This is a genomic window from Streptomyces sp. NPDC043738, from assembly GCF_056436545.1.
Genome location: NZ_JBWKCJ010000002.1, coordinates 268,262 through 281,271 on the forward strand (window position 1 = coordinate 268,262; position 13,010 = coordinate 281,271).

At 73.1% G+C, this 13,010-nt stretch carries 11 protein-coding genes, 1 pseudogene and 1 riboswitch; of the genes and pseudogenes, 6 read left to right on the forward strand and 6 right to left on the reverse strand.

The features are described from left to right. Nucleotides 1-98: 98 nt before the first annotated feature. Nucleotides 99-470, forward strand: coding sequence for a hypothetical protein (locus tag AC0680_RS04320; RefSeq protein ID WP_478624767.1), 372 nt, complete (start codon nucleotides 99-101; stop codon nucleotides 468-470). Between the two features lie 137 nt (nucleotides 471-607). On the opposite strand, the gene AC0680_RS04325 is transcribed toward AC0680_RS04320, so the two are convergent. Beyond that, nucleotides 608-1,822, reverse strand: coding sequence for a cobalt-precorrin-5B (C(1))-methyltransferase (locus AC0680_RS04325; RefSeq protein ID WP_478624768.1), 1,215 nt, complete (start codon nucleotides 1,820-1,822; stop codon nucleotides 608-610). A gap of 17 nt (nucleotides 1,823-1,839) precedes the next feature. Here AC0680_RS04325 and AC0680_RS04330 point away from each other — a divergent pair, with 17 nt between their 5' ends. Then, on the forward strand, nucleotides 1,840-2,658 hold the full coding sequence (locus AC0680_RS04330) for a cobalt-precorrin-6A reductase (protein ID WP_478624769.1): 819 nt from the start codon (nucleotides 1,840-1,842) through the stop codon (nucleotides 2,656-2,658). A 138-nt stretch (nucleotides 2,659-2,796) separates the two neighbouring features. On the opposite strand, the gene AC0680_RS04335 is transcribed toward AC0680_RS04330, so the two are convergent. Next, nucleotides 2,797-3,024 (reverse strand): hypothetical protein, encoded by a 228-nt coding sequence (locus AC0680_RS04335; protein WP_478624771.1) that lies wholly within the window; start codon nucleotides 3,022-3,024, stop codon nucleotides 2,797-2,799. A gap of 131 nt (nucleotides 3,025-3,155) precedes the next feature. Between AC0680_RS04335 and AC0680_RS04340 the strand changes: the two genes are divergently transcribed. Both AC0680_RS04340 and AC0680_RS04345 read left to right on the forward strand, forming a co-directional pair. After that, nucleotides 3,156-3,977 (forward strand): helix-turn-helix domain-containing protein, encoded by an 822-nt coding sequence (locus AC0680_RS04340; protein ID WP_478624773.1) that lies wholly within the window; start codon nucleotides 3,156-3,158, stop codon nucleotides 3,975-3,977. Next, on the forward strand, nucleotides 3,974-4,204 hold the full coding sequence (locus AC0680_RS04345) for a DUF397 domain-containing protein (protein WP_478624774.1): 231 nt from the start codon (nucleotides 3,974-3,976) through the stop codon (nucleotides 4,202-4,204). Before AC0680_RS04340 ends, AC0680_RS04345 begins: the two co-directional genes overlap by 4 nt. Nucleotides 4,205-4,228: 24 nt before the next feature. Here the strand turns inward: AC0680_RS04345 and AC0680_RS04350 are convergent, their stop codons facing one another. The 3 genes from AC0680_RS04350 to cobG are packed head-to-tail and all read right to left on the reverse strand — an operon-like array spanning nucleotide 4,229 to nucleotide 7,766. Then, nucleotides 4,229-5,773, reverse strand: a complete 1,545-nt coding sequence (locus AC0680_RS04350; RefSeq protein ID WP_478624776.1) for a precorrin-2 C(20)-methyltransferase — start codon at nucleotides 5,771-5,773, stop codon at nucleotides 4,229-4,231. A 2-nt stretch (nucleotides 5,774-5,775) separates the two neighbouring features. Continuing rightward, nucleotides 5,776-6,408, reverse strand: a complete 633-nt coding sequence (locus tag AC0680_RS04355) for a precorrin-8X methylmutase (protein WP_399145961.1) — start codon at nucleotides 6,406-6,408, stop codon at nucleotides 5,776-5,778. Next, nucleotides 6,405-7,766, reverse strand: coding sequence for a precorrin-3B synthase (cobG, locus tag AC0680_RS04360; RefSeq protein WP_478624778.1), 1,362 nt, complete (start codon nucleotides 7,764-7,766; stop codon nucleotides 6,405-6,407). The genes AC0680_RS04355 and cobG overlap by 4 nt, the downstream gene beginning before the upstream one ends. Before the next feature lie 208 nt (nucleotides 7,767-7,974). Next, nucleotides 7,975-8,081, forward strand: a riboswitch (cobalamin riboswitch). 48 nt (nucleotides 8,082-8,129) lie between these two features. Here cobG and cobN point away from each other — a divergent pair. Next, complete coding sequence (cobN, locus tag AC0680_RS04365; protein ID WP_478624780.1) at nucleotides 8,130-11,759, forward strand: cobaltochelatase subunit CobN; 3,630 nt, start codon at nucleotides 8,130-8,132, stop codon at nucleotides 11,757-11,759. A gap of 106 nt (nucleotides 11,760-11,865) precedes the next feature. Here cobN and AC0680_RS04370 read toward each other — a convergent pair. Then, a pseudogene (locus AC0680_RS04370) lies at nucleotides 11,866-12,474 on the reverse strand (DUF4097 family beta strand repeat-containing protein); the annotation flags it as partial. Nucleotides 12,475-12,692: 218 nt separating this feature from the next. Between AC0680_RS04370 and AC0680_RS04375 the strand changes: the two are divergent. Further along, nucleotides 12,693-12,962, forward strand: coding sequence for a DUF1876 domain-containing protein (locus AC0680_RS04375; RefSeq protein WP_478624781.1), 270 nt, complete (start codon nucleotides 12,693-12,695; stop codon nucleotides 12,960-12,962). Nucleotides 12,963-13,010: the final 48 nt, after the last annotated feature.

Below are 13,010 nucleotides of genomic sequence, written 5' to 3' on the forward strand. Positions count from 1 at the left end.
TCGGGGTGAATATCCGTTATCCGCCCTCCGGATGCCGGTAGGGACACGGTGCACACCTACGGGAACCCGCGTTACCCGAATCGAAGGAGTACGCCACGATGCGCACCAGACTGGCCGCCGGATCGGTGGCCGCCGCAGCCCTGCTGACCCTCTTCGGCACCACCACCTCCGCCGGCGCCGACGACACCACCAGCCACGCCCGCCCGAAGGCCGCCGCCGCGCCGGCGGGCGACCAGGCGCGCGTGGTGCGCGACGACCCGGAGCGCAAGCACCACGGCAAGCGCCACGACGGCCGCGAGGAGCACCCCGAGCTGCACGACAGCCCGCTACGGCTGACCGCCTGCGCCCTCGGGACGGCGCTGGGTTCGCTGACCGGATTGGACAACTCCTGCGTGCACGAGCGGCTCGGCGTGAACTACCCGCCCTTCTCGAACGAGGGACCGGCCAGGACCGCCGAGTACCGCAGATAGCAAACCGGCGCCCCGGGGACGGCCGGTGGACGGATCCGAGACCTCCGAGACCATCCGAGACCGGAACGGCCGGGCAGACGGATCCGAGACCGGAACGGCCGGTGAGGGGAGAGGGGAAGCCCTCACCGGCCCACGGATCACCCTCGCCCGCCGCCGTACCCCGGCCCCCGCGGCTCCGCCTGCCCCACCACCATCCCCGCCCGGTCGATGCAGATCACATCGACCGCGACCGGCGCGCCCCGCAGCACGGCCAGCGCCTCGTCCCGCGCCACCGCCGCCACCAGATCCCCCAGCGGAACCCCGGCCGCCGCGCACAACTGCAGTGCCGCCAGCCCCGTGTTGGCCTCGGCCACCGCCGCCGCCAGCGCCGTGTCCGCCCCGCCCCGCCGGGCCAGCTCCGCGAGGAACCCCTTGTCCACCTGCGACCGCGCCGAGTGCAGATCCAGGTGCCCCGCCGCCAGTTTGGACAGCTTGGCGAACCCGCCGCAGATGGTGAGCCGGTCCACCGGATGACGCCTCAGGTACTTCAGCACCGCGCCCGCGAAGTCCCCCATGTCCAGCAGCGCGTCCTCGGGGAGGCGGTGCAGCGCGACGGCGACCTTCTCCGACGTCGACCCCGTGCACCCGGCCACATGCGTCCGCCCCGCCGCACGCGCCACGTCCACCCCGCGCCGGATGGAGTCGATCCACGCCGAGCAGGAGTACGGCACCACGATCCCGGTGGTCCCCAGGATCGACAGCCCGCCCAGGATGCCCAGCCGCGGATTCCAGGTGCTGCGTGCGATCTCCTCACCGTGGTCGACCGACACCTCCACCTCGACGTCGGCCGTCGCCCCCGCACCGCCGTGCCGTCGTGCCACCTCCGCCAGGTGCTCCCGCATCATCTGCCGTGGCACGGGGTTGATCGCCGGCTCCCCGACGTCCAGGGGCAGCCCCGGCCGGGTCACCGTCCCGACCCCTGGGCCGGCCTTGAAGCGCACCCCCGACCCGGCCGGCAGGGCCCGCACCCTGACCCTGATCAGCGCACCGTGCGTCACATCCGGATCGTCGCCCGCATCCTTCACCACACCCGCCAGAGCGCTGCCGCCACCGGCGTCCAGCTCCTCCACCGCCAGCGCGAAGGACGGCGTCTGCCCCTTGGGCAAGGTGATCGTCACCGGGTCGGGGAACTCGCCGCTCAGCAGCGCCGTGTACGCGGCCGTGCTCGCCGCCGTCGCACACGCCCCGGTCGTCCAGCCGTGCCGCAGCCCGGTGTGGGCGAGCTGCGCGCTGCGCCCGCCCGCGGCCGTGCCCTGGCCCGGGCCCGCACCCCGCGGCCCGCCTCCCGTACCCTTCGTTTGCTCTTCAGCCACGGAGGAACCCACATCCCATGCCCGACGCAGCCCGCCCGCCACGCCACGTACTGATCCTCGGCGGTACGACGGAGGCCCGCCGGCTGGCCGCCACTCTGGCACCGCAGCCGGCCCTGCGCGTGACGACCTCGCTCGCGGGCCGGGTCGCCGCGCCCCGCCTGCCCGACGGAGAGGTCCGCATCGGCGGGTTCGGCGGCCCCGAAGGCCTCGCCCGCTGGCTGCGCGAACACGCGGTGGACGCGCTCATCGACGCCACCCATCCTTTCGCCGGCACGATCAGTCACCACGCGGCCCTGGCCGCGGTCACCGCCCATGTTCCCCTGCTGGCCCTCCGCCGCCCCGGCTGGGTACCCGGACCCGGCGACACCTGGCACCAGGTCACCTCCCTGGCCGAGGCGGCCGCCGCCCTCCCCGCCCTCGGCACCCGCGTCTTCCTCACCACCGGCCGCATGGGCCTGTCCTCCTTCGCCCACCTCACCGACCCGTGGTTCCTGGTCCGCTCCGTCGACCCGCCCGAGGCCCCGCACCCGCCCCGTATGACGGTGCTGCTCGACCGGGGCCCCTTCACCCTGGAAGACGAGCGCGAACTGCTGCGCACCCACCGCATCGACGTCCTGGTGACCAAGGACAGCGGCGCCGCGGCGACGGCCCCCAAGCTGACCGCCGCCCGCGAGGCCGGCATCCCCGTCGTCCTCGTCCGCCGCCCTCCGACCCCCCAAGGCGTACCGGAGACAACGGACCCGCAGGGCGCGACCACCTGGCTGCGAAGCCTTTTCCCCGACCTCCCCGACCTCTCCGATTTCCCCGACCTCAACGAGGCCGACAGCGCGAACTGAACCAATTCGCTTCCCGGACCCGCTCCTGCAATTCCGTGCGGCGGCGCTGCGCGATATCGGTCGCCGCCGCCTCCCGTTCCTCCTCCGCATTCCTTCCGTGCGGCGGCGAGGATTCCGCCCCCTTCCCGCCCTCGTCTTTCACGGCGCGCCCTTTCGCAGCGCCTCGGCGATCCGTCGGGCGAGTTCGGGTGTACAACGCCCCAGGCTCACCAGCGGCCGTGGAAAGTCCCCGGCCAGCGAGACTCCGTCGAGCGACAGCGACGGCAGCGTGATCCCCGCCCCTTGCAGCGCTGTGCGCAACTCGTCCCGGGCCAGCTCGGCGTCCTTGATCAGCTCGGCCGCCGAGCCACGCTCCACATTTCCCATTCCTTCTCTTCTCCGTTCGAGTCCTGACTAGGCTGCCAATTGCCGTGTACGGCCCTAGAGTTGTCGCTCCTGCGCCGCTCGCGAAAGGGGGGTCGGCGTTGTCGCGGGAAAGGACAACAAGGGACTCGAAGATGGTCGAAAAGAATTCCGAGACCGAGGATTCCGCGCGCTGGGTCCTCGCCTGCGAACTCCGCCGGTTACGGGAGACGTCCGGCAGATCGCTGGCCCAGCTGGCCGAGGAGACCAACTACGACCGCACCTACCTCCACCGCCTGGAGACCGGCGAACGCCTCTCCAAACTCCCGGTCATGGAGGCGCTGGACCGGGTGTACGGCACGGGTGAGCTGCTGGTACGGCTGTGGAGGCTGGCGCGGCTGGATGCGTTCAAGAGCAAGTACCGGCTTTTCATGCAGTACGAGGCCAAGGCAACGATCTTGCACTCGTACACGATCAGTGTTCCTGGGCTGTTGCAGACCGAGGACTTCGCGCGGGTGGTGTTGTCGTCCTCGCCGACGCCCATAAGTCCAGACAGGCTGGAAGAAGCCGTCGCGGCCCGCCTGGGCAGGCAAGAACTGCTCAGGCGTGACCGCCCGCCCGGCATCCGGATCATCCTTGACGAGTCGGCGCTGCGGCGTCCGGCGCTCGACGCCGGGATCTGGCATGACCAACTGGCTCGTATCGCGGAGGCTGCGGAGGCCCCGCACATGGCCATCCAGGTGCTTCCGTTCGCTGCTGGCGTGCATAACCTGATGGGTGGCTCGCTCTCGATCCTATGGATGGCGGACGGGAGCGCTGTCGCCCACTTGGAAGGCAACAAGTCAGGCGAACTGGTCGAAGAGCCGGAGGAAATCGCGCGATACCGGCTGTCTTACGATCGGCTCCGAGACGCGGCACTCCAGCCGTCCGATTCCGCAGCATTCATCCGGCAGTTGGTGGAGGACAGCACGCCATGAAGACGATCCCGGACCTGGACAGCGCAGTGTGGCGCAAGAGCAGCTACAGCGACGGCGGAGAACACAACTGCATCGAGGTCGCGGACGGTCTGGCCACCACCATCCCCGTCCGCGACAGCAAGAACCCCGCCGGTCCGGTGCTGCTCTTCCCGGCCGGGGCCTGGTCGGCCTTCATCGATGCGGTGAAGGCCGACCGGCACGAGATCGGCCGGATACCGGGCTGCTGAGCGGACCTCCGGCCCCGGCTACCCCTACTCCTCCGGATACCTCCGCGGTGTCCACACCACGTCCTCGTCCCGTCCGTCGTCGCGTCGCACGACCTGGGTCTGGGACGAGCCGATGATCAGGAGGGTCCGCATGTCGACCTGGTTCGGGTCCAGGTCGGTCAGGGCGACCGTGCGAACCGACTCCTCGGGGCCGCCGATGTCGCGGGCGAGGATGACCGGGGTGTCCGGGGCTCGGTGTTCCAGGAGGAGTTCGCGGGCCTTGGCGACCTGCCAGGTGCGGCTGCGGGAGCCGGGGTTGTACAGGGCGAGGGCCAGGTCGGCGCCCGCGGCGGCGCGGAGGCGGGCCGCGATGACCTCCCAGGGCTTGAGGCGGTCGGAGAGGGAGATGACCGCGTAGTCGTGGCCGAGCGGGGCGCCGGCGCGGGCGGCGGCCGCGTTGGCGGCGGTGACGCCGGGCAGGACGCGTACCGGCACGGAGCGGTAGGGGTCCTGGGAGGCGACTTCGAGGACGGCGGTGGCCATGGCGAAGACGCCCGGGTCGCCGCCGGAGACCACGGCCACCCGCCGGCCGCGGCGGGCCAGGTCCAGGGCGAGTTCGGCGCGTTCGGACTCGACCTTGTTGTCGGAGCCGTGGCGGCGCTGCCCGGGGCGTACCGGGACGCGGTCGAGGTAGGTGGTGTAGCCGACGAGGTCCTGCGCGGCGGCGAGGGCGCCGCGGGACTCCGGGGTGAGCCACAGGGGGCCGGCCGGGCCGGTGCCGACGACCACGACCTCACCGGGGCCGGAGGGCTCGGCGGCGGGGGCCGGTGCTGCCGCCGGAGCCTGGTAGGACTGCTCCGCGACGCGGCTGGCGACGACCGAGACCGAGAAGTAGGGGACGGTGTCGGAGTCGATGTCGGCCAGTTTGTCCGTGCGTTCGCCGGACATCGTGGCGCGCTCGACGTAGTGGGCCTCGGCGAGGCGGCCGGAACGTTCCATCGCCCGGCGGACGGTGGGGAAGGTGCGGCCCAGCTTCATGACGACCGCGGTGTCGGTCGAGGCCAGGCGGGCGGTCAGCTCCTCCTCCGGGAGCGTGCCGGGCAGGATCGTCAGGACCTCGTCGGCCTCGGCGAGCGGCTTGCCCAGGCGGGCCGCGGCGGCGCTGATCGAGGTGACTCCGGGGATCACCTCGGTCGGGTACCGGTGCGCCAGCCGCTTGTGCATGTGCTGGTAGGAGCCGTAGAAGAGCGGGTCGCCCTCGGAGATGACGGCGACCGTGCGGCCGGCGTCGAGGTGGACGGCGAGGCGGCCCGCGGCCTCCTCGTAGAACTCGTCGAGCGCACCGCGGTAGCCGCCGGGGTGGTCGGTGGACTCGGTGGTGACCGGGTAGACCAGCGCCTCCTCGATGTGGTCGGCGCGCAGGTGCTCGGCGGCTATCGCACGTGCGATGGAGCGTCCGTGCCGGGCGCTGTGGTACGCGATGACGTCGGCCGCGGCGATGACCTGGACGGCACGTACGGTCATCAGGGACGGGTCACCGGGGCCGAGGCCCACGCCGTAGAGGCGACCGGTCAGCTGCTGCTCGCTCACGCTTACTCTTCCTCGCTTGCCAGGGCGTTGATCGCGGCCGCGGCCATGGCGCTGCCGCCCCGGCGGCCGCGCACCACGATGTGGTCCAGCTTCGACGGATGGGCGATCAGCGCGTCCTTGGACTCCGCCGCGCCGATGAAGCCGACGGGTATGCCGAGGACGGCGGCGGGGCGGGGTGCCCCCTCCTCGATCATTTCGAGCAGGCGGAAGAGCGCGGTGGGCGCGTTGCCGACGGCCACCACGGCGCCCTCCATGCGGTCGCGCCACAGCTCCAGCGCGGCGGCGCTGCGGGTGGTGCCCATCCGGGCGGCCAGTTCCGGCACCGACGGGTCGGCGAGCGTGCACAGCACCTCGTTGTCGGCCGGCAGCCGCTTGCGGGTGACGCCGCTGGCGACCATGTTGGCGTCGCACAGGATCGGCGCACCGGCGCGCAGCGCCTTGCGGGCGTTGGCCACCACCTCGGGGGTGAACGCCAGATCGCGTACGAGGTCGACCATGCCGCAGGCGTGGATCATCCGGACCGCCACCCGACTGACGTCGGCGGGCAGCCCGGCGAGGTCCGCCTCGGCGCGGATCGTGGCGAAGGACTGGCGGTAGATCGCCGCACCGTCCTTCTCGTAGTCGAAGGCGGTCACTGGGGCCTCGTTTCTTGCGTTGCTGGTGGTGCATCCGGCCGTACGACCGATATCTGGTAGCCGTCCGGCGTTGCCAGGACGTCGACCCAAGTGCCGTGAGGGTGGCCGCAGCGGCGCTCGCAGCCGGACCAGTGGACGGGCGCCCCGCCCGCCCCGGCGGCAGGGCCGCCGTCCGGTGTCCGCGCGCCCGCGGCGACCGCGGCCGCGGCGTCCGCGCGGACGTCGGTAAGGGACTTGGCGCAGCCGGGGCGGCCGGTGCACGCGCCGAGGCGGTGCCAGGGGGAGGACGGGTCGGTGACCAGGCCGACGGCGGACGCTTCGGCCGACCGGGCGGTGGCCGCGGCGGCCGGCAGGCCGGGCAGGACGATGCCGCGCCAGGGCGTCAGGCGCAGCGTGCCGGTGCCGTCCTGGGCGGCGACGGCGGTGAGCAGGCGCCACTGGGCGGTGCTCAGCCGGCCCAACGGGGCCAGCACGCACAGGGCGCGGCGGCCGTCGGAGCCCTCGACCACTCCCGGAGCGGAGGAGTCGGGAAACCTATCGGCGTACGCGGCCACCGCGCGCAACGCCCCCGTCCCGTCCGCCACGTGCTCGGCCGCGATGCCCGCCGCCCGTAGCCGCTCGGCGACGTGCCGGGCCGTCAGCGCGTGGCCGTCCGGCAGTTCGCGGATCCGCCAGGCGCCGCTGCCGCTCGCCGCGGCGGCGTCCAGGAACGCCAGGGCGGCGGTGAGCGCGGCGCGCGGTGCGTCCGGGCCGGCGATCCGCAGGGCCGCCGGATCGTCACCGACCCGCAGCAGCGCGGCGCCACCGGTGCCTGCGCCGGCCCGGCCGGCCACCGCGGGTGGTTCTGCGACCAAGCTCACATCCCCGCCGAGCGCCGCCACATCGCCGCGTCCGTCGTCCAGGACGAAGAGGAAACGGCCGGACAGCGCGGTCGCGGACCGGCTCGCGCAGAGCGAAGAGTCCAGGTCACGGGCCCACAACCGCACGTCAGCAGGGGTGTGCCGGTCGAGCCCGGCCAGCGGGGAGGCGAGGATGTTGCGGATGCGTTCGTGGTGCTCGGAGGGCAGCAGACCGGCGTCGCGCAGCAGACCGGCGAGCCGGCCGCCGCAGCCCTCGGCGAGCCCGCGCAGTTCCACGTTCCCCCGGGACGTCAGGGAGAGCCGGCCGTCCCCGAGAGCGTCCGCGGCGTCGGCCAGCGCATCGGCCTGACGCGCCGTCAAGTCACCTGCGGGCAACCGCACTCGGGCCAGCCGGCCATCGGCCGCCGGGTGCAGCCGCAGCGCCCCCGGGCAGGCGTCACCGCGGTCCCGTATGGGCGGTTCGGACCCCTGGGGCCGGATCGAGGGGGAGGGCGGCATGGCGGCGAGCATACCCACGACGCCGGGCGGCCGATCCGGGGCGGATCCGGCCACGGACCGGTCGCCGACCGGCCACGCACACGACCGCGGCCCCGGCCGTGGCGGAGCGGGGCGGTTCGTGACGGCCGGTCCCCGGGCCCGCTTACCTCGGCCGCCCGCAGCCCTTACTATGCAGGTCGGTGGGTCGGCTGGCCCACCGGACGCCAGCGACGGCGCCGGGCCTACGGCCCAAGGGAGGAAGCCCGGTGAGAATCCGGCGCGGTCCCGCCACTGTGAACCCGGCCGGTGCCGGGTGAGCCAGGAACTCCCGCCGTCCATACGACCACCCGGGGCGCGGACACCCCGAGGAAGGCCTGCGCTCGCATGCTTCTGCTGCTGTCGACCTCCGACACCGACCTGCTCAGCGCCCGCGCGGCCACGGGCCCGGTGCCGTACCGCCTCGCCAACCCCGCCCGCCTCGACGTGGCCGAGCTGCCCGCACTGCTGGAGGGCACCGACCTCGTCGTCGTACGCCTCCTCGGCGGCATCCGCGCCTGGCAGGAGGGGCTGGACCTGCTGCTCGCCGAGGACCAGCACCGGCCGGTCGTCGTGCTCACCGGCGAACAGGCCCCCGACGCCCAGCTCATGGAGCAGTCCACGGTCCCGGTCGGCATCGCGGCCGAGGCGCACGCCTACCTCGCGCACGGCGGCCCCGCCAACCTCGACCAGCTCGCCCGCTTCCTCTCCGACACCGTCCTGCTGACCGGCCACGGCTTCGAGTCGCCGGCCGCCGCACCCAGCTGGGGCCCCCTCGACTGGGAGAGCCGCAACGACAGCGGCCCGCTGGTCGCCGTGCTCTACTACCGCGCCCACCACATGAGCGGCAACACCGCCTTCGTGCGGACCCTGTGCGAGCAGATCGAGGCGGCCGGCGGCCGTGCCCGCCCGCTCTTCGTCGCCTCGCTGCGCGCACCCGAGCCGGAGCTGATCGACGCCCTCCGCCCGGCCGACGCGATCGTCACCACCGTCCTGGCCGCGGGCGGCACCAAGCCCGCCGAGGCGTCCGCCGGCGGCGACGACGAGTCCTGGGACGCGGGCGCGCTCGCCGCGCTCGACGTGCCGATCCTCCAGGCCCTGTGCCTGACCGGGTCGCGCAGCGCCTGGGAGGAGAACGACGAGGGCCTGTCCCCGCTGGACGCCGCCAGCCAGATCGCCGTCCCCGAGTTCGACGGGCGCCTGATCACCGTCCCGTTCTCCTTCAAGGAGGTCGACGAGGACGGCCTGCCGGTCTACGTCGCCGACCCCGAACGCGCCGCCCGGGTCGCCGGCATCGCCGTGCGCCACGCCCGGCTGCGGCACATCCCGGCCGGCGAGAAGCGCCTGGCGCTGGTGCTCTCGGCCTACCCGACCAAGCACTCCCGCATCGGCAACGCCGTCGGCCTGGACACCCCGGCCAGCGCGGTCGCCCTGCTGCGCCGCCTCCGGGCGGACGGCTACGACTTCGGCGACGAGACCGCCGAGCCCGTACCCGGCCTGGAATCCGGCGACGGCGACGAGCTGATCTACGCCCTCATCGAGGCCGGCGGTCACGACCAGGAGTGGCTCACCGAGGAGCAGCTGTCCCGCAACCCGGTCCGCATCCCGGCCGCGGACTACCGGCGCTGGTACGCCACGCTGCCGCAGGAGCTGCGCGACTCCGTCGAGGAGCACTGGGGGCCGGCGCCGGGCGAGATGTTCCTCGACCGCAGCCACGCGGGCGAGCCGGGCCGCGACCCCGACGGCGACATCGTCCTGGCCGCCCTGCGCCGCGGCAATCTGCTCATCCTCATCCAGCCGCCGCGCGGCTTCGGCGAGAACCCGATCGCGATCTACCACGACCCCGATCTGCCCCCCTCGCACCACTACTTGGCGGCCTACCGCTGGATCGCGGCCTCCCAGGAGGACGGCGGCTTCGGCGCCGACGCCATGGTCCACCTGGGCAAGCACGGCAACCTGGAGTGGCTGCCCGGCAAGAACGCGGGCCTGTCCGCCGCCTGCGGCCCGGACGCCGCCCTCGGCGACCTTCCGCTCATCTACCCCTTCCTGGTCAACGACCCGGGAGAGGGCACCCAGGCCAAGCGCCGGGTCCACGCGACCCTCGTCGACCACCTCGTCCCGCCGATGGCCCGCGCCGAGTCCTACGGCGACATCGCGCGCCTGGAGCAGCTCCTCGACGAGTACGCGGCGATCTCCTCCATGGACCCGGCCAAGCTGCCCGCGATCCGCTCCCAGATCTGGACGCTGATCCAGGCCGCCAAGCTCGACCACGACCTGGGGATGGACGAACGCCCCGACGACGAGGGCTTCGACGACTTCCTGCTGCATGTCGACGGCTGGCTGTGCGAGGTCAAGGACGCCCAGATCCGCGACGGTCTGCACGTCCTGGGCGGCGCGCCCACCGGTGAGGCCCGGGTCAATCTCGTGCTCGCCATCCTGCGGGCCCGGCAGATCTGGGGCGGCACACAGGCCCTCCCCGGTCTGCGCGAGGCGCTCGGCCTCGACGAGTCCGCCGCGACCCGCACGACCGCCGACGAGGCCGAGGAGACGGCCCGCGCCCTGGTCCAGGCGATGGAGGACGCGGACTGGGACCCGGACGCGGTGGCCCGTGTCGCCGACGGCCACCCGGACGCGGTCGCCGCCATCCTCGACTTCGCCGCCCGCCAGGTCGTGCCGCGCCTCGCCGCCACCACCGACGAGATCGACCACGCCGTCCACGCGCTCAGCGGCGGTTTCGTCCCGGCCGGACCCTCCGGCTCCCCGCTGCGCGGACTGGTCAACGTCCTGCCGACGGGCCGCAACTTCTACTCCGTCGACCCCAAGGCCGTCCCCTCCCGGCTCGCCTGGGAGACCGGCCAGGCACTGGCCGACTCCCTCCTGACGCGCTACCGCACCGACAACGGCGAATGGCCGCAGTCCGTCGGCCTCTCCCTGTGGGGCACCAGCGCGATGCGCACGAGCGGCGACGACGTGGCCGAGGCCCTCGCACTGCTGGGCATCCGCCCCGTCTGGGACGACGCCTCGCGCCGTGTCACGGGCCTGGAGCCGATCGCGCTCACCGAGCTGGGCCGCCCCCGCATCGACGTCACGCTGCGCATCTCGGGCTTCTTCCGGGACGCCTTCCCGCACGTCATCGGCCTGCTGGACGACGCCGTACGGCTGGCCGCCTCCCTCGACGAGCCCGCTTCCGAGAACTTCGTACGGGCCCACGCCCAGGCGGACCTGGCCGCGCACGGCGACGAACGCCGCGCCACCACCCGGATCTTCGGCTCCCGCCCGGGGACCTACGGCGCGGGCCTGCTCCAGCTGATCGACTCCCGCGACTGGCGCACGGACGCGGACCTCGCCGAGGTCTACACCGTGTGGGGCGGCTACGCCTACGGCCGCGGGCTGGAAGGCCGCCCGGCCCGTGACGAGATGGAGACCGCCTACAAGCGGATCGCGGTCGCGGCCAAGAACACCGACACCCGCGAACACGACATCGCCGACTCCGACGACTACTTCCAGTACCACGGAGGCATGGTCGCCACCGTCAAGGCGCTCAAGGGCAAGGCCCCCGAGGCGTACATCGGCGACTCCACCCGGCCCGAGACGGTCCGCACCCGCACCCTCGTCGAGGAGACCTCCCGGGTCTTCCGCGCCCGGGTGGTCAACCCCCGCTGGATCGAGGCGATGCGCCGCCACGGCTACAAGGGCGCCTTCGAACTCGCCGCGACCGTGGACTACTTGTTCGGCTACGACGCCACCACGGGTGTGGTCGCCGACTGGATGTACGACAAGCTCGCGCAGACCTACGTCCTGGACCCCGAGAACCGCGCCTTCCTCCAGGAGGCCAACCCCTGGGCCCTGCACGGCATCGCCGAACGCCTCCTGGAGGCCGAATCCCGCGGCATGTGGGAGAAGCCGGACGCCGAGACGCTGGCAGCCCTGCGCGAGGCCTTCCTGGAGACGGAGGGCGAGCTGGAGGGCGAGGACTGAGCGCCGGCTGGCGGGCGGACACGCCGGTCGCCGCCGGGTCGCTCGCCACGTCGATGTTCTTGTCGCCGCTGCTGGTCTGGGCGGATATTCGGTAGGGGCCCTTCGGCACCTTCACCGTGACGGAGCCGTTGGACGTCTTCGCCCGGATGTTCTGCGCGGTGGCGGGGGACAGCTCGATGCGCCCGTTGGAGGTCTCGGCGTCGATGTGCCTGCCCGACAGGCCGCGTCCGGTGATCTGGCCGTTGGAGGTCCGTACGTCGACCGGGCCGGTGACGCCGTCCAGCTCGACCTCCCCGGAGCTGGTGGTCACGTTCACCGCGCCCACCTTGCTCAGGTTCACCGAGCCGTTCGAGGTCTCCCCGCTCACCGCTATGCCCGCCGGCACCTCGAGCGTGTAGTCCACCGTGCAGTCGTCGCCGCAGTCCCCGAGCACCAGCACGCCGTCCTCGACGCGGTGCGTCGCACCCTCCGGCCGGTCGCCGTGGTAGCTGACCGAGCGGTGGACCGACACCGTGGCGTCGCCCGCACCGCCACCCTTGCCGCCGTGCACCGTGAGCCCGCCGGAGTCGCCGTCGAGCCGGATGGCGGTGATCTTCTTCGACACCACGGCGTCGTCCTTGAAGGTCTCGGCCGGCGACAGGCCGCAGGCGCCGAGGCCCCACGCCCCGACGCAGACCATCGCGACGGTCGCGACGACGCGGACGCGCTTGCTCATGAAGTCCCCCGATGTGCTGGAAAGTTGCTGAGGTGGGCGGCCCGGTCCCCTTCCGGCGCCACGAACCTCAGGCTAGGTCGCCCGCCGCGGCCCCCACCATGGGGAAAACCCCACACTTGAGGTGCGGTGATCCCCAGGTGCGGCCCGTCGGCGGTGGTGCGACGATTTTGGTGGGGGCAGGTCCTGTGCTGCGTATGGGGCGTATGAGGAGGCTTCCGGTGACCACGAAGACATGGAATGCCGAGATCACCATCACCGAGACCGACAGCGAGGTCAGGGCCGAGGCCAGGCTGCGCGGCAAGGAGGGCGGGCAGATGGTCGGCCAGGGAACGGCTCGCTGCAACCCCGCCGACGAGAACGTCCCGGCCATCGGGGACGAGTTGGCGGTGGCCCGGGCGATGTCGGACCTCAGCCATCAGCTGGTGCAGCGGGCCGCGCACGACATCGAGGTGCACACGGCCCGGCCGGTGGAGCACCTGCGGATCTGACGGCCTACGACCTGCGCGACGGCGGCCGCCCCGAGGCGATGCGCGACG

Bases quoted from the DNA above. Each gene is read 5' to 3' on its own strand.
- AC0680_RS04345 (WP_478624774.1), top strand. From the start codon at position 3,974: ATGAAGACGATCCCGGACCTGGACAGCGCAGTGTGGCGCAAGAGCAGC.
- AC0680_RS04320 (WP_478624767.1), top strand. From the start codon at position 99: ATGCGCACCAGACTGGCCGCCGGATCGGTGGCCGCCGCAGCCCTGCTG.
- AC0680_RS04335 (WP_478624771.1), bottom strand. From the start codon at position 3,024: ATGGGAAATGTGGAGCGTGGCTCGGCGGCCGAGCTGATCAAGGACGCC.
- AC0680_RS04330 (WP_478624769.1), top strand. From the start codon at position 1,840: ATGCCCGACGCAGCCCGCCCGCCACGCCACGTACTGATCCTCGGCGGT.
- AC0680_RS04340 (WP_478624773.1), top strand. From the start codon at position 3,156: ATGGTCGAAAAGAATTCCGAGACCGAGGATTCCGCGCGCTGGGTCCTC.
- cobN (WP_478624780.1), top strand. From the start codon at position 8,130: ATGCTTCTGCTGCTGTCGACCTCCGACACCGACCTGCTCAGCGCCCGC.
- cobG (WP_478624778.1), bottom strand. From the start codon at position 7,766: ATGCCGCCCTCCCCCTCGATCCGGCCCCAGGGGTCCGAACCGCCCATA.